24 protein-coding genes, 1 tRNA gene and 2 pseudogenes are annotated in these 22029 nt (G+C 60.2%); 13 read left to right on the plus strand and 14 right to left on the minus strand.

Annotated features, from left to right (window positions below):
* Position 1: 1 nt before the first annotated feature.
* A complete protein-coding gene (locus AC07OK_RS21245; RefSeq protein ID WP_494692150.1) occupies positions 2-1402 on the minus strand; it encodes a M20/M25/M40 family metallo-hydrolase in 1401 nt (466 codons plus the stop codon).
* Between the two features lie 122 nt (positions 1403-1524).
* Here AC07OK_RS21245 and AC07OK_RS21250 point away from each other — a divergent pair.
* Positions 1525-1600 (plus strand) — tRNA-Phe (locus AC07OK_RS21250).
* A 192-nt stretch (positions 1601-1792) separates the two neighbouring features.
* Here the strand turns inward: AC07OK_RS21250 and AC07OK_RS21255 are convergent.
* Entirely contained in the window at positions 1793-2542 is a 750-nt protein-coding gene (locus tag AC07OK_RS21255; RefSeq protein ID WP_494692151.1) for an SDR family NAD(P)-dependent oxidoreductase, read from the minus strand.
* A 128-nt stretch (positions 2543-2670) separates the two neighbouring features.
* Here AC07OK_RS21255 and AC07OK_RS21260 point away from each other — a divergent pair, with 128 nt between their 5' ends.
* The 4 genes from AC07OK_RS21260 (at position 2671) to AC07OK_RS21275 (ending at position 5391) form a co-directional block, all read left to right on the plus strand.
* Entirely contained in the window at positions 2671-3570 is a 900-nt protein-coding gene (locus AC07OK_RS21260; RefSeq protein ID WP_494692152.1) for a LysR family transcriptional regulator, read from the plus strand.
* A gap of 152 nt (positions 3571-3722) precedes the next feature.
* A complete protein-coding gene (locus tag AC07OK_RS21265) occupies positions 3723-4517 on the plus strand; it encodes a substrate-binding periplasmic protein (protein WP_494692153.1) in 795 nt (264 codons plus the stop codon).
* A 245-nt stretch (positions 4518-4762) separates the two neighbouring features.
* A complete protein-coding gene (locus tag AC07OK_RS21270; protein WP_494692154.1) occupies positions 4763-5044 on the plus strand; it encodes a type II toxin-antitoxin system RelE/ParE family toxin in 282 nt (93 codons plus the stop codon).
* A gap of 17 nt (positions 5045-5061) precedes the next feature.
* Complete coding sequence (locus AC07OK_RS21275) at positions 5062-5391, plus strand: HigA family addiction module antitoxin (protein ID WP_494692155.1); 330 nt, start codon at positions 5062-5064, stop codon at positions 5389-5391.
* Positions 5392-5650: 259 nt separating this feature from the next.
* Here the strand turns inward: AC07OK_RS21275 and AC07OK_RS21280 are convergent, their stop codons facing one another.
* The 6 genes from AC07OK_RS21280 to AC07OK_RS21305 form a co-directional block, all read right to left on the minus strand.
* Complete coding sequence (locus tag AC07OK_RS21280; RefSeq protein WP_494692156.1) at positions 5651-6046, minus strand: cupin domain-containing protein; 396 nt, start codon at positions 6044-6046, stop codon at positions 5651-5653.
* Positions 6047-6398: 352 nt separating this feature from the next.
* Entirely contained in the window at positions 6399-6824 is a 426-nt protein-coding gene (locus AC07OK_RS21285) for a hypothetical protein (RefSeq protein ID WP_494692157.1), read from the minus strand.
* Complete coding sequence (locus AC07OK_RS21290) at positions 6808-7398, minus strand: lysozyme (RefSeq protein WP_494692158.1); 591 nt, start codon at positions 7396-7398, stop codon at positions 6808-6810. Before AC07OK_RS21290 ends, AC07OK_RS21285 begins: the two co-directional genes overlap by 17 nt.
* Before the next feature lie 9 nt (positions 7399-7407).
* Entirely contained in the window at positions 7408-7950 is a 543-nt protein-coding gene (locus AC07OK_RS21295; protein WP_494692159.1) for a PAAR domain-containing protein, read from the minus strand.
* Positions 7947-8360, minus strand: a complete 414-nt coding sequence (locus AC07OK_RS21300; protein ID WP_494692160.1) for a PAAR domain-containing protein — start codon at positions 8358-8360, stop codon at positions 7947-7949. The genes AC07OK_RS21295 and AC07OK_RS21300 overlap by 4 nt, the downstream gene beginning before the upstream one ends.
* A gap of 186 nt (positions 8361-8546) precedes the next feature.
* Positions 8547-9401 (minus strand): aldo/keto reductase family oxidoreductase, encoded by an 855-nt coding sequence (locus AC07OK_RS21305; RefSeq protein ID WP_494692161.1) that lies wholly within the window; start codon positions 9399-9401, stop codon positions 8547-8549.
* Positions 9402-9507: 106 nt separating this feature from the next.
* On the opposite strand from AC07OK_RS21305, the gene AC07OK_RS21310 reads away from it, so the two are divergent.
* The 3 genes and pseudogenes from AC07OK_RS21310 to AC07OK_RS21320 all read left to right on the plus strand — a co-directional run.
* Complete coding sequence (locus AC07OK_RS21310) at positions 9508-10407, plus strand: LysR substrate-binding domain-containing protein (protein ID WP_494692162.1); 900 nt, start codon at positions 9508-9510, stop codon at positions 10405-10407.
* Between the two features lie 139 nt (positions 10408-10546).
* Positions 10547-11929: pseudogene (locus AC07OK_RS21315) on the plus strand (FAD-binding oxidoreductase); the annotation flags it as partial.
* A 66-nt stretch (positions 11930-11995) separates the two neighbouring features.
* Positions 11996-12388, plus strand: a pseudogene (locus AC07OK_RS21320) (nuclear transport factor 2 family protein); the annotation flags it as partial.
* 80 nt (positions 12389-12468) lie between these two features.
* On the opposite strand, the gene AC07OK_RS21325 reads toward AC07OK_RS21320, so the two are convergent.
* Entirely contained in the window at positions 12469-13059 is a 591-nt protein-coding gene (locus AC07OK_RS21325) for a dihydrofolate reductase family protein (protein WP_494692163.1), read from the minus strand.
* Between the two features lie 104 nt (positions 13060-13163).
* Between AC07OK_RS21325 and AC07OK_RS21330 the strand changes: the two genes are divergently transcribed.
* Positions 13164-14234, plus strand: coding sequence for an RNA-guided endonuclease InsQ/TnpB family protein (locus AC07OK_RS21330; protein WP_494692164.1), 1071 nt, complete (start codon positions 13164-13166; stop codon positions 14232-14234).
* On the opposite strand, the gene AC07OK_RS21335 is transcribed toward AC07OK_RS21330, so the two are convergent.
* Both AC07OK_RS21335 and AC07OK_RS21340 read right to left on the minus strand, forming a co-directional pair.
* On the minus strand, positions 14208-14474 hold the full coding sequence (locus tag AC07OK_RS21335) for a YciI family protein (protein WP_494692165.1): 267 nt from the start codon (positions 14472-14474) through the stop codon (positions 14208-14210). The genes AC07OK_RS21330 and AC07OK_RS21335 overlap by 27 nt on opposite strands.
* Positions 14475-14500: 26 nt before the next feature.
* Complete coding sequence (locus tag AC07OK_RS21340; RefSeq protein ID WP_494692166.1) at positions 14501-15100, minus strand: TetR/AcrR family transcriptional regulator; 600 nt, start codon at positions 15098-15100, stop codon at positions 14501-14503.
* 385 nt (positions 15101-15485) lie between these two features.
* On the opposite strand from AC07OK_RS21340, the gene AC07OK_RS21345 reads away from it, so the two are divergent.
* The 3 genes from AC07OK_RS21345 to AC07OK_RS21355 are packed head-to-tail and all read left to right on the plus strand — an operon-like array spanning position 15486 to position 17722.
* Positions 15486-16163: a hypothetical protein gene (locus tag AC07OK_RS21345; RefSeq protein ID WP_494692167.1), complete on the plus strand. Its 678-nt coding sequence runs from the start codon at positions 15486-15488 to the stop codon at positions 16161-16163.
* A gap of 39 nt (positions 16164-16202) precedes the next feature.
* Positions 16203-16790: a C39 family peptidase gene (locus AC07OK_RS21350; protein ID WP_494692168.1), complete on the plus strand. Its 588-nt coding sequence runs from the start codon at positions 16203-16205 to the stop codon at positions 16788-16790.
* A gap of 32 nt (positions 16791-16822) precedes the next feature.
* Entirely contained in the window at positions 16823-17722 is a 900-nt protein-coding gene (locus tag AC07OK_RS21355; RefSeq protein WP_494692169.1) for a PEP-CTERM sorting domain-containing protein, read from the plus strand.
* Between the two features lie 57 nt (positions 17723-17779).
* On the opposite strand, the gene AC07OK_RS21360 is transcribed toward AC07OK_RS21355, so the two are convergent.
* On the minus strand, positions 17780-19132 hold the full coding sequence (locus tag AC07OK_RS21360; RefSeq protein WP_494692170.1) for an aminopeptidase P N-terminal domain-containing protein: 1353 nt from the start codon (positions 19130-19132) through the stop codon (positions 17780-17782).
* A gap of 28 nt (positions 19133-19160) precedes the next feature.
* Positions 19161-20072, minus strand: coding sequence for a DMT family transporter (locus AC07OK_RS21365; protein WP_494692171.1), 912 nt, complete (start codon positions 20070-20072; stop codon positions 19161-19163).
* A 95-nt stretch (positions 20073-20167) separates the two neighbouring features.
* On the opposite strand from AC07OK_RS21365, the gene AC07OK_RS21370 reads away from it, so the two are divergent.
* The gene (locus AC07OK_RS21370) at positions 20168-21040 is read left to right on the plus strand and encodes a LysR family transcriptional regulator (protein WP_494692172.1); all 873 of its coding nucleotides are present in this window, start codon (positions 20168-20170) and stop codon (positions 21038-21040) included.
* Between the two features lie 18 nt (positions 21041-21058).
* Here the strand turns inward: AC07OK_RS21370 and AC07OK_RS21375 are convergent, their stop codons facing one another.
* Positions 21059-22012: an MYG1 family protein gene (locus AC07OK_RS21375; RefSeq protein ID WP_494692173.1), complete on the minus strand. Its 954-nt coding sequence runs from the start codon at positions 22010-22012 to the stop codon at positions 21059-21061.
* Positions 22013-22029: the final 17 nt, after the last annotated feature.

A 22029-nucleotide genomic window follows, 5' to 3' on the forward strand; every position in this document is an offset into this window, starting at 1 on the left:
ACTACTCGGTGGCCAGGCGCTTGCCCAGGCGGTACAGGTACTCCTGGCCATCGTACAGCGACTTCACGCGGATATGTTCGTTCAAGCCGTGCGCGCCGCTGCCTTCCGGGCCACCGAACATGCCGCTGATACCGTAGGTCCAGATGCCGCCGCTGTTGAGGAAGCGGCCGTCGGTGCCGCCGGTCGACATGGTCGGGATCACCGGCACGCCCGGCCACATATCGTTGCTGATCTCTTCCACTGCTTTCATCAGGGCCGGCGTCAGCGGCGGCATCGGCGCGCTCAGGCCTTCGCCGATGCGGGTGATCTTGATCTGGTCGTCGGCCACCACGCGTTGCAGCGTGGCCTGCACATCGTCCACCTTCTCGTCCGGCAGGATGCGGCAGTTGACGGTGGCGCGGGCGCGCTGCGGCAGCGCGTTATCGGCATGGCCGGCGTCGACCTTGGTCGCCACGCAGGTGGTGCGCACGGTGGAGTTGTGCACCGGGCTGACCGCATACAGGCGCTCCAGCGCGGCCGCGTCGGGCGGATCGCTGAGGATGGCCTTCATGTCGGCGGCGACCTGGCCCTGCTCCACGGTGGACATGCGTTCGTAGTAGGCGCGCGTGACGGCCGACAGCTTGAACGGGAAGGCGAACTGCCCCAGGCGCGACAGGCCGTCGGCCAGGTGGTAGATGGCGTTGTCGCGATACGGGGCCGAGCTGTGGCCGCCGGGATTGGTCACTTCCAGCTGGAAGGTCTGGTAGATTTTTTCGCCGGCCTGGATGCCGTGGCGTACCGGCTTGCCCTGCTTGTCCAGCAGGCCGCTGCCGCCTTCGTTCAGCGCGATCTCGGCGTCGATCAGCGCGCGGTGGTGGTTGAACAGGTATTCGGCGCCGTCGAATTTGCTGGGCACCATTTCCTCGTCACAGGTCAGGGCCATGACGACGTCGCGTTTGGGCGCCAGCTTTTCCTTCTTGTAGCGGATCATGTTGGCGACGAAGGATGCGGCCATGGCCTTGTCGTCGGACGCTCCGCGCGCGTAGAACATGCCGTCTTCCTCGACCAGCTTGAACGGATCGCGCACCCAGTCGGCGCGGTTGGCTTCGACCACGTCTATGTGGGCCAGCAACAGCAGCGGCTTCTTGCTGCCGTCGCCCTTGATGCGCGCCACCAGGTTGCCCTTGGCCGGGCCGCCCGGCGGCACGATCAGGTGCAGCTCGGCGTCCTGGTAGCCGGCCGCTTTCAGGCGCTTGGCCATCTTGTTGGCCGCCACCGTGCAGGAGCCGGTCGAATTGGTGGTATTGGTTTCCACCAGTTCCTGGTAAATCTCGCGCATCTGTTTTTGCACCGGCGTCAAATCGGCGCCATGCGCCGCGCCTGCCACCGTCAATCCCGCCACCAGCCAAGTCGCCCGCTTCATAATGTCCCTATCAAGGTCATGTCAAAGCGACTAAATTTATACCCATGAATTGTTACTGTCAATAAAAGTGGTGCCGGGGCCTTGCCAACCCCCTGGGAGCATCTGCTATAATTGCGGCCCTTGGCCTGGTAGCTCAGTTGGTAGAGCAGAGGATTGAAAATCCTTGTGTCGGTGGTTCGATTCCGCCCCGGGCCACCAAGAACATCGTTCACCCAACGCCCACTCATGCCAGTGGGCGTTGTCGTTTCTGGGATTCGCAGTCCTCGGCTCCGGTCTATTTCCGGGTCTTTGTAGCGCCGCCACCGAATCGACCAAATCATCTAATTGTCCAAGTCGTTCGACGCGCCTTTCCGCTCAGCTGGCCACGGGACCGCCGCAAGTGCCGGTCGCTTAAATCTGGCGCAGGCCGCCATCGACGAACAATTCGATGCCGTTGACGAAGCTTGAATCGTCGGACGCCAAGAACACGGCCGCTTTGGCGATCTCGTCCGGATCGCCGACCCGGCCCATTGGAATCAGCGACGCCAGATGGTCCAGGAAGCCTTGCTGCTGGCCGGCATCGGTGCCGACCAGTTCAACCAGGCCCGGCGTCTTGATCGGACCGGGGCTGAGCGTGTTGACGCGGATATCACGACCCTTCAGGTCCAGAATCCAGTTGCGGGCAAAGGCGCGCACCGCCGCCTTGGACGCCGCATACACGCTGAACGCTTCCGTGCCGCCGCTGGCTGCGGTCGAACCGGTCAGTATCACCGACGATCCCTTGCCCAGCAGTGGCAGCGCGGTCTGCACGGTGAACAGAGTGCCTTTGACGTTGCGCGCAAATGTGTCGTCGAAGTGCGCTTCAGTGATTTGGCCCAGCGGAAGCAGAGAACCGCCGCCGGCATTGGCCACCAGCACGTCGAGCTTGCCGTGTTTTTCCTTGACGCGATCGAACAGTGCCTGCAACTGCCCCAGGTCCGCCGAATCGACGCGGGCGCTCTCGGCTGTGCCGCCGATGGCTTGCACCGCCGCATCCAGCTCCGCCTGACGACGGCCGGTGATGTAGACGTGAGCGCCTTCGCTGACGAAGCGTTTTGCAATGGCCAGACCGATGCCGGTGCTGCCTCCAGTAATAACAACTACTTTTTCTACGAGCTTCATGATGTTCCTTGAGTGATTTGTGAATGAGGTACAGATTCAGTGTGCCTCACCAACACCCGTCTGATAAGACCGACAGCACTCATATCAGCTATGCTCCAATTGCATGAATCAAATTACTTGGATTTAAAATGGATAAATTGCTTTGGATGCAGTGTCTTGTGCGGGCCGTCGAGACGGGGAGCTTTTCAGCAGTGGCACGCGAGCTGGGAATCGGTCAGCCTAACGTCAGTCGCCATATTGCGTCACTTGAAAAGGCATTGGACACGCGCCTGATCCATCGCTCGACGCGTCAACTTGTGGCTACTCCGGAGGGACAGCGTTACTACACACAGGCACGCCAAGCCCTCGATCTGATCGCCCAGGCCGATTCTGATGCACGCGGACAGCAAAAACCTCATGGCTTGCTACGGGTAGCTTGTGCGCCAACGCTTGCCACGGAAAAAATCATAGTGGCGATGCCGGAATTCCTCGAACGCTACCCGGATGTAGAGGTTGAGCTTCGGCTGAGCGACGGTTACATTGATCTTATCGCTGAGGGCGTCGATATCGCCCTTCGAGGGGGTGTCCTCAAGGACAGTTCATTGCGGGCTCGCCGTGTCGGCACGTCCGAGCGCATTTGTGTAGCTAGCGCGAATTATTTGAAAAAGTACGGCGCGCCTGAGCAACCGGCTGATCTGCTGCAGCACCAGTGCTTGATCTACACTTTGATGGCGGGCGGAGGCGGGTGGCCTTTCAAGGAAGGCCAGGTTCATGTGAAAGGCCGCTTGCGCCTAAACAGTCTTGAGGGCATACGCCAAGCTGTCATGCAGGACGTCGGCATCGGCTATCTGCCATCGTGGACAGTAGCGGAGGAGCTGCGCACCGGCCAGCTACGGGCGTTGTTGACCGAGCATGCGGCCGCGCGGACGCCGCTCAACGCGGTGTATGCCTCCGAGCGGCTATTGCCCCAGCGCGCGGCAGTGTTCATCGATTTTATTACCACTGTGTTTGCCGCCACGCCTGGGTTGAACGGTAGCTCAATTGTTTGACCCCGCCGCGGGTGTTTCTATTTTCCGCGCCAGCATACCTGGAGTCATGCCTGGCATTGCCTAGATCATCCCAGCTATCGAAAGTGTCGCCGCGCCCAAATAGCAAAACCACAGAAATTCAGGAGTATCATGGAAATCTAAAGGGGGCCCACATGGAGTTACACTCGAAGCTGCCACTGGCATTGCTGTTGTTGGCAATGTCGGCCCACCCCGCCCCGCCCACAGTGCACTTGGTGGCGAACTACTGGGAACCCTACACCGGCCAGGATTTACCTCAACAAGGACTGGCCTCAGAGGTCGTGACCACCGCGTTGCGGCGTGCCGGCTACCAGGTTGATATCACCATCATGCCATGGTCGCGGGTCCTGACCACGGTCTACCAGCACCAAGCCGACGGCGTGGTGGCCATCTGGACCACCGGTGAGCGGCGTCGCAAGCTGCTCTTCAGCGACAGCTATCTCTCCAACCGGTTATTCATCTTGCACATGCCTGGCCAACTGCCGGACGCCACCGAGTACAGACAACTGAGCGGAGCGCGCATCGGTATCGGCCGTGACTATGAATACAGCGATGAATTCATGGCACAGAAGGGCTTTCGGGTCGAACCGGTCGGCCGCACGATACACAATCTGCTCAAGCTCACCATGGGGCGCGTCGACGGCGTGTTGGAGGACAAGCTAATCGCGCAATATCATATCCAATCGAATATTGGCGTCCATGGCGAACTCGGCAAGATCGAATTCGCGCCAGCGCCGATGATGACGCTGCCGCTCTATCTGGCCATCAATCCGCAGACTCCGAACGCCCAGCAGATCATTGCCCAGTTTAATCTGGAGTTGGGCAAGATGCACAAAGACGGCACACTGGCAGCCATCGTGGCGCGCACCGAACAGCAGCTCTCGCTCACGTCCGCAGCACGCCCCCTGGCGGACCGGCGAATCAAATAGACAGGCCCCCGTGCCAACAAGAACATCGTTCACGCAACGGCCATTCATGCCAGTGGGTGTTGTCGTTTCCAGGATTCGCAGCCCTTGACTCTTCTCTAATTCCGGTACGCCAAATGCTCAGAGTACGCTAGATCGCGTCACGGCCGCCCCTGCCGCCTGCGGTTTACGGCACTGACGCAGCTCATCCGCAGCATACTTAAAAGGCGCTACGCTTGCTTATCGCGTTCCGATAAACGGCATACAATATGGCCATCCTCTCCTTCAAGTGCGAACAGACCAAAAAGCTGTTCGAAGGAAAGGCAGTGCCCCGGTTCGCAAACTTCCGAGCCAGTGCGGAACGGAAACTTCAGCTACTGGACAGCGCAGCCTCCTTGGACTTCTTGCGCTCTCCGCCCGGCAATCATCTGGAGGCACTCAGCGGCAAGCGCCAAGGAGAGCACAGCATTCGAGTGAATGCGCAATTCAGAATCTGCTTCGTCTGGACAGAAAATGGGCCGCAAGACGTGGAAATCATTGACTATCACTAACTGATCAAGGCTGTGAAATGATGAAGAATGAAATGCGGCCCATCCATCCCGGCGAAATCTTGCGGGAGGAGTTTCTTGCCCCGCTAGGGATGACGCCATATGCGCTGTCGAAGGCGCTTCATGTGACGCCATCGCGCATCAATAACATTGTCAACGAAAAACGTGGCGTCACTGCGGATACCGCGCTGCGGCTCGCGCGCTACTTCGGTGGCGATCCGCAGTCATGGCTTAACCTGCAACAGGCATATGATTTGAAAATGGCCGCCAGACTGGCAATGAAAAAAATTATCGATGACATCGAGCCGCGTAACGCAGGCGGCGACAACAGCCAAACATTGGCAGCGTGAAGGTTGGCGCGCCGACACAAGTCTTGAAAATCCTTGTGCCGGTGGTTCGATTCCGCCCCGGGCCACCAAGAACATATCTCACGCAACGCCCACTCATGCAAGTGGGCGTTGTCGTTTCTGAGAAGCGTCGTTCTCCTGTGCGGTCAATTTCCCGCACGGCGTTAGCGTGCCCATGTTCAGTGCCTCAACCGCGCATTCATCCAGCCCCGGCGGCTTGATTTTCCGTGGATCAGCAAGTAACAGGCTGGACGGACCGGCCTCACGGACTGACTATGTCAACTGGCAAGAGCACGGCCTGTTCGCTACCCTTGTTTTCCCAGCCATGGCTGACATCAACGCTTCCGACGACCACTTCGCCGGCCCGGTGTTCAATAGCAACGCCATCTCGATGCTCAATGATGGTGCCTTGCATAATGTACTCCAGCGTAGGCCGGTCTTTATGGCTGTGCACGGCGATGGTACCGCCCGGTGCCACTGTTACCAGGCGCATGCGCAACTGCTTGCCATCCAAGGCGGCAAAGTGAGGCGCTAACGGTAGCGCCGCCAGCGCTGCGGTGGTGACTCCTTTCGTTTCCATTTGCCACGCAGCGAATGCCCCCATCGAGACGAGCAAACTAGCCGCCCCCAGCAACAACGCACCACGATAAGCAGACATGGCAAGCCTCCGTAATAAGTTTGTCATGATAGGGTACTCTGTTTTATTCCATCGACAATGAAAAATGCCGATCTGGCCAACTGGGCCTGGTTGGAACCGCGCCGTCCACTCGAACGGAAAAAAGCTTTCGCAGCTCCAAACTTCAGATAAATTTATCTTCGGCGAGTCGGTACAGCGGATTAAAAATCCTTGTGTCGGTGGTTTGTTTCCACCCCCGTGCCGCCAAGAACATACCTCACGCAACGCCCACTCATGAAAGTGGGCGTTGTCATCTCTGGGCTTCCAGTTCTTGGCCCCAGTCTATTTCCGATACACCGGCTACTCAGCAGTACGCCAGATTCACCGGGCATAGTCATTTTTGGTTGGCGTTTCTGAACAAACTCTTCAAAAACTTGTTTTCTTGCTCCAAAAGAATGTACACGCATTCATAGTAGGCTACGTCATAGTCGTGATAGCGAGGATTGACGGTCATTGCTTCGCGGGTCCAGTTCGTCATTGACGCCCGACCAAGTTCGCAGAAATTTTGGGCACTAACTTGATTTTGCAAATATTTCTTCAGAAGGACTCTGTTTCCGTTTCCCTTCGGAATCGTGGAGGCAACATTCGCCGCAAGTTTCCTGTTTTCCTGTTTGAGGTCATTGGATAAGCCATTGAAACACTCAACATCACCGAACGCGCCGCCTAAATGCTTCAGGCACTCTGGGTCCGTCGACGCATAACAGAAACCGGAGATACTCATGATAATGATGCAGGCTGAAATTTTAATGGCTAGCATCATAGCTCCCTGCTTTAAATAACTCCGCCTCTGACTCCCGGCGCGCCTCATTACCTCCGCCGGTTCTAAATTTCTCTATAGTCGCCGGAATCAGCTCATATTTTCCCTTGTTGACAGCATCGAACAGTTTCGATGCTCCATTCACGCCGCAATTGAAAGTCAAGGAAACAAGTGCGTCATATTCATACTGACGCATTGGAACTTTAATGTTCTTATTGACTGCGCCCTCTGCCGTGGCAAGATCACTCTTCAGCAGTTCCTTGGCTCGTTCTTCTGAGATTTTTCCGCCAACCTTGAGCTTGTCCGCTGCCACAACGAGGTGGCCGCACCCGACCGTTGGCAAACTTCGGCTGTCTTTATAAACCTTCAGAATAAATCCATTCGTGACGATCTGATGCGCAAAATTTTTGCCATTCATTACACCATTCTCCCAAGTTCCAAGAAATTGCAGCAAATTCTCTGAAACTTTCCAAGGCTTTCCAAGCCGGGCAGTAGATCCAGTCTTGACGGAATCGATGACCGTGTTAGTCGTTCCCGCAACGACAGGCGTGGAATTGCTATCCAGTGCATCAGGCATAAAGAGTCCCTAATCGTCTAAATGTCCCAGGTAAATTTCGATGTGATGCACGCTAGGCGTGTAGAAACGCTGTGTCTTGCCTTCCTCGTCTGTTTCGCCGTGTAAGAACTCGCCGGATGCCAGCTTTGCGGTGTAATAGGTACTAGCCAACGGACGGCCGTCTCCATCGAGCAATAAAAATTGCTCGTCATACTTCTGTCGGAATGACGAACTGACGCCCGCTGTATTGCCCACCCATTGACCGCCATGACACTGTATGAAGCCGAGAGGAATTGCCTCACCGCTCTCATTACCTACTCCATCAATTTCGTTAAGAGTGGAATAAATGGGGCACCCGCTGCTGCTCTTCATTCCATGAATTACCCGGCTGCGGCCGTTGGCAAGCGTTGCGCGGGAAAACCCTTCGGCAATCAAGCAATTGTTGCGGCAGGCCATTCGAGCACCTTGGAAGGTATACGGCACGCCGCGACTAGTGCAAGTGTCGAGACCTTCCGCTACTTTACCGCCACAAGCGGCCATATCGCCTTCGCGAATCCAGCCGATAATGTTCACGCCTCTCTCCCGGACAGCGCGACATAGCCTGGTTGCAGCAGGCCAGGTATTCCACCGTCGTCAGCATACTCCCGGATCTGAGCGGCGTTTTGCAAGCTGCTGGTAATGATGTCGCCATTGTCAGTGGCGCTGCCCACAATCGCCACAGGCTGGTCGTTGCAGGCCAGCGCGGAGCCGGCACCCGACACGATCCTGCTTTCGGTCCCATCAGGGTAACGTACCACATCGCCCACGCAAGCGATTCGGTGGCCGTCCATCTCCATATCCGTGCTGGCCGTAACGATTTCCCCGCCTTGCCGCGTCTTCGCACCTAGCGTAGCGAGGTCATAGGTCGCCTTGATGGGCCGGGGGGCTAACTTCGCCATAAACTCGGCAGCCAGGCGTTGCCCGTCCTGCTCGTTATATTCCATCACATTCCCTCCAATGGTTTCGAACGCTACTTGGAACGGCGACGTTGCCGTCAGAAAATTATGCCTCCGATGTTCCCCTCAAGAATTACGTAAAATCAAATCACGCCCTGCTAAACAAGACCAAGAACAGTGTCAAACAAAACGCCAACCGTCACCGGTTGGCGTTTTCGCTTTGTGGATACACCGCTATGCCGACGTGATGATGCCATTCAGCTTCCGGACAGCTTCCGGCGGCAGCACCAGATCGGCAGCGGCGGCATTTTGACGCAGGTGGGCGAGCGACGAGGTGCCGGGGATCAACAGGATATTCCGCGAACGTTGCAGCAGCCAGGCCAGCGCTGTCTGCATGGGCGTAGCACCCAGTTGCGCGGCGACGTCGGACAGGACAGCTGATTGCAGCGGCGAGAAGCCACCCAGCGGGAAGAACGGCACGTAGGCGATGCCGTCTTTCGCCAGCTCGTCGATCAACGCGTCGTCGTGGCGGTGGACCAGGTTGTATTGATTCTGCACACAGACAATGCGGGCGACGCCGCGCGCCTGCCTCACTTGACGCAGGGTCGCATTGCTCAAACCGATGTGGCGTATCAGGCCGCGTTGCTGCAGTTCCGCCAGCGCCGTGATGTGGGCTTCAATGTCGCCCTCCGCCGGCCCCATGACGTCGAACATGAGGCGCATGTTCACCACATCCAGCCGTTCCAGACCAAGGTTGCGCAGATTGTCATGCACCGCCGCTTCCAGCTCCTTCGGCGACTGGGCCGGCAGCCACGAAGCGTCGGCGCCGCGCGAGGCGCCGATCTTGGTGACGATCACCAGCTCGTCCGCGTACGGATGCAGCGCTTCGCGGATCAGCTGGTTGGTGACATGCGGACCGTAGAAATCGCTGGTGTCGACGTGATTGATGCCCAGCGCAGCAAGCTCCCGCAGCACCGCCAACGCTTCCTCGCGATTCTTCGGCGGGCCAAAGACGTGCGGGCCGCAGAGCTGCATGGCGCCATAGCCCATGCGGTTGACAGCCAGATCGCCAAGTTGGAAGGTGCTCAAAATATTCTCCTGAAGGATGGGTTGATGAACACAGTCTAGGTGCTAAAAATTTGTGCGACAATACTTCGCAATGGCACAACTTGTGCCAAATACAGGACAATGATGGATGGCTGATCTACAGGACATAGGCGCCTTCGTCGCGGTCGCCAAACACGGCGGCTTTCGCGGCGCCGCGCGCATGACGGGCACTAGCGCGTCACAACTGAGCGAAGCGGTGCGACGGCTGGAGGCCGGCCTCGGTGTGCGCCTGCTGAACCGCACCACCCGCAGCGTGGCCACCACCGACGCCGGCCAGCGCTTGCTGGAGCAGCTGATGCCGGCGCTTGACGCGGTCGAATCAGCGCTGGATGTGGTGAACGGTTTTCGCGACCGGCCGGCCGGCCGACTGCGGCTCAACGTGCCGCTCAGCGTGTCGAAACTGATCCTGCCGCGCATCATCCCGCCGTTTATCGCCGCGTATCCGGACATCTGCCTGGAGATCATCGTCGATGACAGCTTTGTCGATCTGCTGCGCTCCGGCTGCGATGCCGGCGTCCGCTACGAAGAACACATGGAGCTGGATATGGTGGCGATTCCGATTGGACCGCGCCGGCAACGTTTTGCGCTGGCGGCGTCGCCCGACTATCTGCGACAGCACGGCATGCCCAAGCGGCCGGAAGACCTGCTGAAGCATATCTGCCTGCGCGGGCGCTTTTCCAGCGGCGCCATGCCAGACTGGGAATTCGAACACAAGGGCAAGAAGGTCGTCATCAAACCGGCCGGTCCGTTGATCGTCAACCTGGGCGCCGGCGCCGACTTGAAGGTGGATGCGGCGGTGGCCGGCAGCGGCCTAGTGTACCTGTTTGAAGACTGGCTGAAGCCCTACATGGAACGCGGTGAACTGGTGCCGGTGCTGGAGCGCTGGTGGCCAGCCTTTGGCGGTCCCTCGCTGTACTATCCGGGCCGGCGCTATCTGCCGGCGCCGCTGCGGGCGTTTGCGGATTTTATTCCGACCATGCGCTGGTAGCGCCCGCGCAATCATTCCAGCACCTGTGCTTGCGTGAACGCGCATCGGTTTCCTATGATGAAGTGCGCGCCGCCCAATCGTGTCAGCACCGGCTTGCGCGTCCAAAACATCATCGCAAGCCGCCACCTGGAGATGCGCCATGACTACTTCAACGAATGATCAACTCAATGCACTTCGCACCTCGCTAAGAGGACAACTATTGCAGGCCGGCGATGCCGGCTATGACGCCGCGCGCGCGATCTGGAACGGGATGATAGACCGGCACCCGGCCCTGATCGTGCGCTGCGCGGGCACGGCCGACGTCCGCACCGCGCTGGCCTACGCGCGCGACCATGGCCTTAGCCTTGCCGTGCGCGGCGGCGGCCACAACATCGCCGGCAGCGCGCTGTGCGACGATGGACTGGTGATCGATCTGTCGGCCATGAAGTCGATCCAGATCGATCCGGAGCAGCGCCGCGCCTACGTCGAAGGCGGCGCCACGCTGCACGACTTCGATCACGAAGCGCAGGCGTACGCGCTGGCCACGCCGCTGGGCATCAACTCGACCACCGGTGTCGCGGGGCTGGCGCTCGGCGGTGGTTTCGGTTGGCTCAGCCGGACGCTGGGCCTGGCGGCGGACAACCTGCTGGCGGCCGACCTGATCACGGCCGACGGCCAGCACCTGCACGTCAGCGCCACCGAACACCCCGACCTGTTCTGGGCCATACGGGGCGGCGGCGGCAACTTCGGCGTGGTCACCCGCTTTGAATTTCAACTGCATCCGGTCGGCCCCGACGTCACGGCCGGGTTGATCGTTTTCTCCCTGGCCCAGGCCAAAGCCGTGCTGGCGCAATACCGCGCCTTCGTCGACGAGATGCCGGACGAGCTCACGGTCTGGGCCGTCCTGCGCAAGGCGCCGCCGCTGCCCTTCCTGCCGCCGGAGGTGCATGGACAGGACGTGTTGGTGCTGCCCATCTTCTCGCGCTTGCCACCCGCTGCCGTGCAGCCTGCGATCGATCGCATCACCCAGTTCGGCGAGCCGCTGGGCATGCATGTCGGCGCCACGCCCTACCTGGCGTGGCAGCAGGCGTTCGATCCGCTGCTGACGCCAGGCGCGCGCAACTACTGGAAATCGCACAATTTCACGCAGCTCAGCGACCAGGCCATCGATACCGTCATCCGCTACGCCAGCGGGCTGCCGACGCCGCAATGCGAGATCTTCCTCGGGCTGCTGGGCGGACAGGCGGGCCGGCCCGCGCCGCACGACACGGCCTATCCGCACCGCGACGCGCTGTACGTGATGAACGTGCACACGCGCTGGGAAGACGCGGCCGACGACGCCCGCTGCATCGCCTGGGCGCGCGACTTTTTCAGCGCCGCCGCGCCCTACGCGACCGGCGGCGTCTACGTCAATTTCCTGACCCAGGACGAGAGCGAGCGCAGCGCCGACGCCTACGGCAAAAACTATCAGCGCCTGGCGCAGATAAAACGGCAATACGATCCCGACAACCTGTTCCGCACCAACCAGAACATCCGCCCCGCTTTATCGGGAGCCATCTTGCACACGCAGGAAAACAAGCAAGTGGTGATGGAGGGCTACCGGGACTACCAGAACGGCAACATCCAGAGCCTGCTGGAGCGCTATCACGACGACGCCGAGTGGAGCAGTCCGGAATCGGAGCTGACACCTTTTTCCGGCAACTTCCATGGCAAGTCGGGCATTGCGCAGTTCTTCGCCAAGCTCGACGCCTCTGTGCAGACCATCCGGTTTGAGCCGGGACAGTTCATCGCCGAAGGCGACAAGGTGGTCGTGACCGGCGAGGCCAGTTGGCTAGCCAAGCCAACCGGCCGCGCGTACGGCGGCTCCTGGGTTCATGTGTTCACTTTACGGGACGGCAAAGTGGCTCGGTTTGAGGCGTTCTACGACACGGCGGCAAGCGAACGAGCGTTCCAGCCCGGACCAACGGGGCAGCAAGCGGCCGCCACCGAACTGCATCATTAAGGTCGGGGATAGAACATCCTGCGGCCGCAGGATGGATAGCGCGCCGGTCATCGCCTCAGTGCGCCGGGTTGCGGATATTATCAAGTCGGCGCGTATCGATTCACGACAATCCCGCAGGCATAGCGCTTGGAGTCAAGCAGCTTGAGCTCCAGGCCATCGGACATGTTGGCAAATACCGACATGCCGGCACCGATCACCGTTGGATTAATAAAGAATTGAAATTCGTCGACCAGGCCGGCGGACGCCAGGGCTGCGGCAAACCGCGCGCCGCCAAAAGCGATCATGTCTTTTCCGGACTGACGCTTCAGGGCATTGACCTCCAGAACCAGGCCGCCAGCGGCAAGCGCGACGCGTTCGCCCAGTGGTTCGCGCAGTTTGTCCGTGACGACGACCTTATTCATCTCGAGTACCTTGCGCGCGAATGCGTAATATCGATCGCTGGAAAACTTTTCCGCTGCGTTGGCCCAGTGGGCGAGAAACCCTTGCTCAAACATTTTTCGGCTGAGCAAAATCGTGTCGACGCTTGCAAACGCCTGGTTAAAATCATTCTTGAGCTCATCATCCCACGGCCAATGATCGCCCCAGTCCCACAACTGCCATTGTCGCTCTTCATTGGACGCAGCAACCAAACCATCGACGGACATCTGCATTTGAAGTATCAATTTTTTCATCAGATTTGCTCCGAGAAACCCCGTCCTTCATGGCGGGGAGTGAAAGGAGCCGACGGCGTAGCAGTCGTTGCCCTTCGGTTGATATAACTGTATATAATCACAGTATGATTTTGGTCTATCGTTACCGCGTGAAGTCGCTGATCGGCTTGCTGAACAAGCAAAGCCGGGCGTGCAATTTCGTCTGGAATTTTTGCAACGACAGGCAGAAAGATGCTCTGCGGTTTGGTCGTCGTTGGCACACAGGTTTCGACCTGAACAAGCTTACGCAAGGCAGCAGCAAGGAACTGGGCCTGCACTCGGGCACGATCAATGCGGTTTGCGAGCAATACGCCAAGTCGAGAGCGCAGAAAAAGCGCCCTTTTTTGCGCTACCGAGGCAAAAAAAACCTGGGATGGGTTCCGCTCAAGGGGCGCGAACTGAAACGCGAAGGTGATGCGTTCCGGTTCGCCGGCAATACGTTTCGCGTGTTTCACAGTCGCCCGCTCCCGGAAGGCAAGATCAAGGACGGTACGAATTTTTCCCGCGACAGCCGGGGTAACTGGTTTCTCAACATCGTGATTGAAGTTGATGCGGCCGCCGCTCACGCGCGCGCGCCGGTGCGAGGGGTGGGGATAGACCTTGGACTGAAAGACTTCGCGACGCTGTCCACTGGCGAGAAAATCGAAGCGCAGCGGATTTACCGTGGTATGGAACAAGCGCTTGCTGTCGCCCAGCGTGCGTGCAAGAAGCGCCGAGTGAGAGCGATCCACGCCAAGATAGCCCATTGCAGAAACGATTTTCACCATAAATTGTCGAGCCGTCTGGTGCGTGAGTTCGACTACATCGCGGTGGGCAATGTGAGCGCCGCCGGACTTGCCAAGACCAGCATGGCGAAGTCCGTTCTCGATGCCGGCTGGTCGTCCTTCCGAAACAAACTGGCGTACAAGGCCGTTAAGCATGGCGCATGGTTCGTAGAAGCGAATGAAAGATTTACCTCCCAAACCTGTTCGAATTGCGGCGCCTTGCCCGGTTCGAGGCCGAAGGGTATCGCAGGCCTTGGAAGCATGTTCACTGAACATGCGAAAGAGTGGCAATGTAGTGATTGTGGTTGCGTACATGATCGCGATCTCAATGCTGCGTTAAACATTCTCCGTCGCGGACGTGCGACGCTAGATGTAGGAATCCCCGTCCTTTAGGGCGGGGAGGACGTCAAAGGCGCACATTTGGTCGCTGGATTGCGTGAACGGTCCCTTGCTCAGCGCGACCTTGCCATCGCGCACGCGCACGGTTGTCGCATCGCCAGGCGGACGCAAAGGCCTGCCGTCGATGCGGACACCCTTCGCCTTCATTTCCTCGATCCATGCACGGATCGCCGTAATCAATGCATTGCTAGGCGCGAACAACTCATCGTGGCTAATAATCAATAGATATTGCATATCATCCTCGTCGTTTAGTAAGTTCGTTAAACAAACAGGGCCTTGAGATAACGCCGCAAGTGTTCGATGCTTTCGCGTGCAACATCCGGACTTTGGTGTGCCTTCGAAAAAATAAAAGCACCTTGCAGTACCGAATGCATGAAATACCCAAGACTCTCGACGCTCCAAGTCGCTTGCGGCGCATAGCGTGCCTTGGCCAGCGCAAGGTCGCGCGTGAGTTCCGCCACATGCCTGGCCAGGCCGATGTCGCAGGCGGCGCGAATGGCAGGGTGGCTGGCATACGTCTCTTGCACCAAGGTGCCCAGCAAACATGTGTAGCGATGTATTTCGCCCTGCAATAGCGACTGCCTGAAATCGAGATAGCCGAGTATGCGACCGAGTGGATCCGCGGCCTGGTGATAGGCCGCTGCGGCAAACATCCCTTCGGTTTTCTCCCCCCAATAGGCCACAGCCGCGAGCGCCAGGTCATCCTTGCTCTTGAAGTGGTGAAAAAAACTCCCTTTCGTGATGCCCGCATGGCGGCAGATATCGTCTACCGTCGTGCCGGCATAGCCCTTGGTGCGTATCAGCTGAAGTGCCGCGTCAAGTAGCTTGATTTTCGAATCGTGAGGTTGTTGCTGGGACATGGGGATCGATTCCGTCGTTATTTGAAAATAGCATACCGACCAATCGGTATGGAGTCAATGAACACACAATCGGGGTGGTTCGATTTCGGTTCGGGCCGTCATGCGAAAAATGTATGGCGCAATCGGTCAAATATCCGTCGGACATAGTCAAGCACGGCATCACGATACTGAAAATTACACATACTTATGCGATTTTAGATGAGTTTACCTCATAAATCGGTACAGAAAATCTACTGCGGATCGATCAGGATGCAAGGACGGGTGAAATTTATCACAAGGTTACATGTCAACCAGTAACGAGGAGAAGGCAGTCATGAGTATCCATGTTCCAGTTCGAACCGCATCATCGCGCGCAACCTTGCGCGCACTCTTGCTTGGTACTACGATGGCGCTCGCCAGTGCGCCGCTGCTGGCGCAGTCGATCCACGCAGCGCCGGGCGCGCCGACCATGGCAGCGCAGCGCAGCGAGGCGCTCACGGCGGCGCGGCGCGACTTCGCCCAATTCGTCGCGTCCAGCATCTCCCGCCATGCCGGCACGCTGCCGGCCGGCTTTCCACTCGACGTCAGCGACGTCCAGGACCTGAAGGATGCGCGCGTCGGCCATGGCTTCCAGATCTACACCGTCGATCCCAAAGACCTGGTCGCCGGTCGTTCCGACCTGAGCGCGATGGCCAAGCCGAGCCCGGTCTGGCGCTTCGTCCTCAACCTGCACGACCGCCCGATCGGCCTGGTCACGGTCGAGCAGGTCAACGGCCACTGGCAAGCCGTGGCGTTCGGCGCCAGCACGCTGGCCCAGGATGTCGAGGCGCTGATGGCCTTCCACGGCAATGCCGATCGCAGCAATCTGCGGTTTATCCGCATCTACCAGGCGCAGTCCGACTTTCTCGAAGTGGCGGCAAACGGCACGGCCCGCTTCGCGCCGCTGCATTCGGCGCGCCAGTCCCTGCAGTTGCAGCAGCGCGCCGCCAAGGCAGGCCAGCCGGACGATGGCCTGATGGACGCCGCCGCCTTCCTCGATCCGCTGCGCGGCGCCGTCAAGGCCAATTTGAATGCGTTCCGCTAAGCGGCGCCCTCCCCTATCCCGACCGTGAAGGAATTTATCATGCAATCATTCATGAAACGCGTCCTGCTGGGCGCAAGCTTGCTGCTGGCCATGCCGCTGGCCTTCGCCCAGTGGCGCACCTTGTACGTGCCCTTGGTCACCCAGGAACACAGCCAGTGGTGCTGGGCAGGATCGAGCAAGGCTGTATTGAACTACTACAACAAGGCACCGAGCCAGTGCCAGATCGTCAACTGGGCCTACGGCATCAACTACGCCTGTGGCAATACCGACTTCTGGTGGAACAGCAACGCCAACCAGCCCAACAGCATGTACGGCACCAGCGGCAGCGTGCAGAGCATCCTGTCCGCCTGGGGCGTCTCCAACACGGCCTATAACTGGGCGTCGTCGTGGGCTTCGGTGATGTGGGACATCAACGCCAACCGGCCGTTCGTGATGCGCTACGGCTGGACCAACGGCGGCGGCCACATCATGGTCGGCAGCGGCTACGACGCGAGCAACGGCCCGTATTGGGTCTACATCATGAATCCGTGGCCGGGCGAGGGCTGGACCTGGACCACCTACGACTCGGCGGTATCGGCATCGGACCACAAGTGGACGCATACCCAGCGCATGAACATCAACGGTTGAGCGACGGCCGTACTTTCCGAGGAAAACCCAATATGAAACGGAACATTTCACGCGCAGCCCTGCTGGCTCTGATGAGCGCGGCGCCGATGGCGGCGCATGCCAAGCTGGCTTACACGGTCAGCTTCAACGACCCCTTGAATCTGGCGGCAAGCTATCGCTCCCAGATCGACGCCCAATTGGGCGCCGCTGTGGCGGCCTGGGGCACTCACTTGGCCGGCAACGCCGACATCGACATCGAGGTGCGCATGTCGACCAATCTAGCGTACGCGTCGGGTCATTCCGCCACCTCGGCCTACGTGGGCGAGGTGGCCGGCGCTTCGCTGTGGGCGCAGGGCATGGCCTACAAGATCAGCAGCGGGATCGACCCGAACGGGAGCGCGCCGGACGTGATCCTGGATCTGAATCCGAACTACATGGCCAACACCCTGTGGTTCGATCCGAATCCGTATGCGCGCACGGCGGCCGTGCCGGGCAACCGCACCGATGCGGAATCGGTCTTCATCCACGAGATCGGCCACGCGCTGGCGTTCAACGGCTGGGGCGACCGCCTCACCGGGCGCACGCCGACCGGCTTTGGCATGTCGACCTGGGACCAGTACGTCAGCTACGACGGCGCCAATATGTTCTTCAACGGGCCGAACGCGATGCGCGTGTATGGCGCGCCGGTGCCTATCACGTCGGGGAACAATTTTCACTTCGGCAATGCGCCGGCCAGCGGGCGCCCGGGCGCCGACCTGGTGAACGACCTGTTCAACGGTTGGGTGTTCTACAACGGACAGCGCTACGGCATCGGCGCGCTCGACGAGGCGGTGCTGGCCGACGTCGGCCTGACGCTAACCAGCCCGGTGCCCGAACCGTCCGCGGGCGCGATGCTGTTATTGGGCCTGGCAGGCTGGTGCGGCCGGCGCTGGCGCACACGACGCGCGCGCTAATCGTGGCGCAACGCCAACCGTTGTCGGTTGGCGTTGCCAGACAAGAAATCACCGTCCTCAACGTTCGAGGCAACGCTCAATCTCCGCGATGGTCTTCGGCGCGCCATGACTGAGAACTTCGTGACCGTTGGCCGTGACCAGCACGTCATCCTCGATCCGTATCCCGATATGCCAGTACTGCTCCGGCACGTCCGGCGCCGGCCGTATATAGATGCCAGGCTCCACCGTCATGGTCATGCCCGGTTGCAGGATGCGCGATGGCCGCCCGGCCGCGCCGCTCCCCCCTTCAACCGCTTCGCCATAGTCGCCGACATCGTGCACATCCAGCCCGAGCCAGTGACTGGTCTTGCACATGAAGAAGCGCCGGTAGTCGCCATTCTCGATCACATCGTTGACCGAGCCCGACTTGTTCTTGTCGAGCAGTCCGGTATCGAGCATCCCTTGCGCCAGCAAGCGCACCGCCGCATCATGCGGATCGATGAATCGACTGCCCGGCTTGACTTCGGCGATCGCCGCCATCTGCGCCGCCAGCACTATCTCGTACAGCATTTTCTGCGTGCCGGAAAACTTCCCCGCAGCCGGATAGGTGCGGGTGATGTCCGCAGCATAGCTTTCATATTCGCAACCCGCATCGATCAACACCAGGTCGCCAGGCTGCAGCACGGTGGCGCCGGGATTGTGATGCAGCACGCAGCTATTCGCTCCGGCCGCGACTATGGACGGATAGGCCGGCCCGGCGGCGCCATGGTGGCGAAACGCCTGCAGCAACTCCGCCTCGATCTGATATTCGGTCATGCCGGCTTGAGTGCGGCGCATCGCCCGCACATGCGCCTCGGCGGAAATGTCGGCGGCCCGGCGCATGCTGGCCAGTTCGCTGCCATCCTTCACCACACGCATCTCGTTCAACAGCACCTGGACGTCGTAGATCGCGGCGGGGGCCCTGACGCCCGACCGCGCTTGCCCACGCAGCGCATTCAGCCAGGAGGCGACCCGCGCATCCCATCCGGCGTCTTGCCCCAGGCAAAAGTACAAAGCCGGCGCGCCGGCCAGCAATGCCGGCATCCGCTGTTCCAGTGTCGCGATCGGAAAGGCGGCATCAAAGCCGAAGACGGCGCAGGCGCCTTCCGGGCCATGCCGAAATCCATGCCACAGCTCTGTTTTAGGGTCTTTTTCACGGCAAAACAAGATGCTTTGCGCGCGCGCGCCGGGACTGGCATCGACTGTCAGCACGATCAGCGCATCGAGCTCTTCAAAGCCGGACAGATAGTAAAAATAGCTGTCGTGGCGAAATGGATACTCGACGTCGCCGTTGCGCACCCCTTCGCGCGCGGTCGGAATCACGGCGACACCACCGCCATTGCTGCGCATGTGCTCGACGAGGCGGGCACGTCTGTTTACGAACTGATGCATTCGAACTCCTTTCAAAATAAAGCTGGTTTCACGTGCGCGCGAGCGGCCAGCGCCGCCAGCGCCAGCCGGCGCCGACACCCAGGCCCGCCATCACGATCATCCCCATGCCGGCGGCCTGGAACACCCCTGGCCGGTGACCGTAGAATAGAAAGTCAACGCCGACTGCCGCCGCCGGGTAGATGAACGTCAAGACCGCGACCGATGCGGTGGCCATTTTCGGCAAGGCGCCATAAATCAGCACGTAGGCGAGCGCCGTCGGTATCACGCCCAGTCCCGCCATCCAGCCCCACTGCGCCGGACGGATGCCGGAGGCCGGGATCGAGACGAACGCCGCCAGCGCGACGATGCCGACCGCGCAATGTATCAGCGCGATCAGCGGCGGCGGCATGCCGCGCATCGACTTGGTGGTCAGTGTCACGCCGGCATAAGCCAACGCTCCCAGCAATGCGCAGGCGATGCCGATCACCGCGCCACTCGACGCCGGCGACGCGCCGCCGGTCCAGCCACACGCCAGTATCAGGCCGACGAAACCCACGGCTATCCATGCCAACTGGTGGGCCGCGATCCTTTCCCGGAACAGCAAGGCGGAGAGGGCCAGCACGAAGAAAGGCTGGACGTGGAACACGATAGTGGCGACGGCGATGCCGACGCGCCCGATCGACTCAAAGAACACTACCCAGTTGAGCACCATCAGCACGCCGCTGAACAGCGCCCGCCTGACATTCCCCGGTGCGAAATGGGCACGCCTGAACAGTCCCTCCCGCCAGCAAAACAGGGTCAGCGCCAGCGCGCCGAAGACGCAACGGAAAAATGCGGTGGTGATGGAATCGAGCGCAAGCTCATGCACAAAGATGCCCAGCGTGGCCAACATCAGCATTGCGCCGACATAGCACCACGCTGCATGCCCCGCTTGGTTCGTACGCCGATGCATCTCCGCCATGAGGTACTCCGTTCAATGATTTACGCTATGATCGTTGTTTAGTTTTATTTATACAAACTACTTAAAATTAACTATTTCATTCGATTATATGAATCATGACGTTTCCTGAACTGAATCTCAGCCAACTACGTACCTTTGTCGCGGCGGCCGAAGGCTTGAGCTTCATCGGCGCGGCCGAAACCATGCATCGCTCGCAAGCGGCGGTGAGCATGCAAATCATGAAACTGGAAGCCACGGTCGGCCAGCCCTTGTTCGAGCGGCATACCCGGCGCATAGCCCTGACCCGCGCCGGCGACACCTTGCTGCACTATGCGCGCCAGTTGCTGCAGCTGGAACAAGAGACGATGGCGGCGTTGCGCAAACAGGAAGTGGTCGGCCGCGTCGTGCTGGGGGCGCCGGACGATTACGTAGCGTCGCTGTTGCCGCCCTTGCTGGAGCGATTTTCAAGAATGTTCGCAAAAGTCGAGATCGAACTGGTTTGCCTGCAAAGCATTTTGCTCGAACCCATGCTGCGCAAGGGGACGATCGATCTGGCCTTCGTCACCCGCGGCGCTGGCCTGGATGGCCAGTTCGTCCGGCGCGAACCGATGGTATGGGTGGGGGCGCAACGCCACGCGGCCTGGAAGAAGACACCGCTCCCGATCGCACTCTACGAAAAGGGCTGTGTCGCGCGCGAACACACGTTGGCGGCTTTGGCAGGAATGGCGCGGCCGTTCCACGCCACCTACAGCAGTCCCAGCTTGCTGGGCATACTGGCCATGGTCGACGCTGGCCTGGCTGTCGCCGCGCTGGCCGAGTGCAGCGTACCAGCGCATTTGCAGCGCCTGGGTAAAGCGGAAGGATTCTCACCCATCACGCCGCTCGAGATTGTCTTGATCAAAGGCCGGCAGAACAGCTCACCGGCCGCCGCATGCCTGGCCAACGAAATCATGGCGGCATTCGGTGCACCGGTGCGTCTGTCCGCATAGGACCATCCGCAGTGCCGCTTAGCCCGCGTCTTCGTCGACGGCCGCCAGCGCCAGCGCCGCCATCGCGCATATCCCCTGGTAGGACTTGGCCGACGCGATAAACCTGCCGTTGTGGCAGAAGCCCGCATCCGCCACGCCGGTGACCGCCGCCAGCTCGGCATCGCGCAGCCCCGCCCACGCTTCCGGCAAGTCGGCCCGCGCGTCGAAACTTTCGGGGCTGACCGAGACCGTGTGCAACATGTGGCGTTGCTCGGCGACGTTATGGCTGATGACGAACAGCACCTTCGGCATTTCCTTGCGCACCACCTGGCTCCACGGCAGCGCGCCGTTTTTCAGGAACAGGACTCTGCCGCCTTCGAGCACCTCGCCTTGCCGCACTTGCTCCAGCGCGAGCAAGGCGCCCAGCCGGTATTTGACGGCATTGAGCATGACGTCGGTCAGCACCGCCATCGCGCGGCGGAACTGGTCCAGGCGGTAGGCGTCGGCGGCCTCGCCGTAGCCCAGCCTTTGCTCGTCGAGCCAGTTGGTGTTGTAGCCCGAGATCACCGCCGAGAGGCCATAGCCGCCCGGCGCGCTCTTGGCCGCCCCCACGTCCGACAAATCGAGGTACTGCACCACGTCCGCATCGATGCCGTAGGCCATTTCCCGCGCCTTATCGTCCGACAACTGGTGGCCGTAGTGCGCCAGGGCCAATGCCGCGACGCAGCGCGCGCCATACTCGCGCCAGACCAGGCCGGCGCTGGCGTACGGCACGCCGCTCTGGCGTGCTCCGCTGAAGCCTTTTTGATGATGATCGAAGCGGCCGGTGGCCGGGTCCCAGATGCCGCCGACGTCGACGGCAAAGTCGGCCGCCTCGATGGCCGCCGGTTCGCGCGTCCGGACAATGTCCGCGTCGGGGAATAATACCTTCAGTACGGCGACCGCCCACGCGTCGTCCGCGTGAAACTTGCCGCTATGTGTCGCTATGATCATGCCTGGTCCTATCGTTG

This window comes from Duganella sp. GW821-FHT07G03 (genome assembly GCF_059418605.1).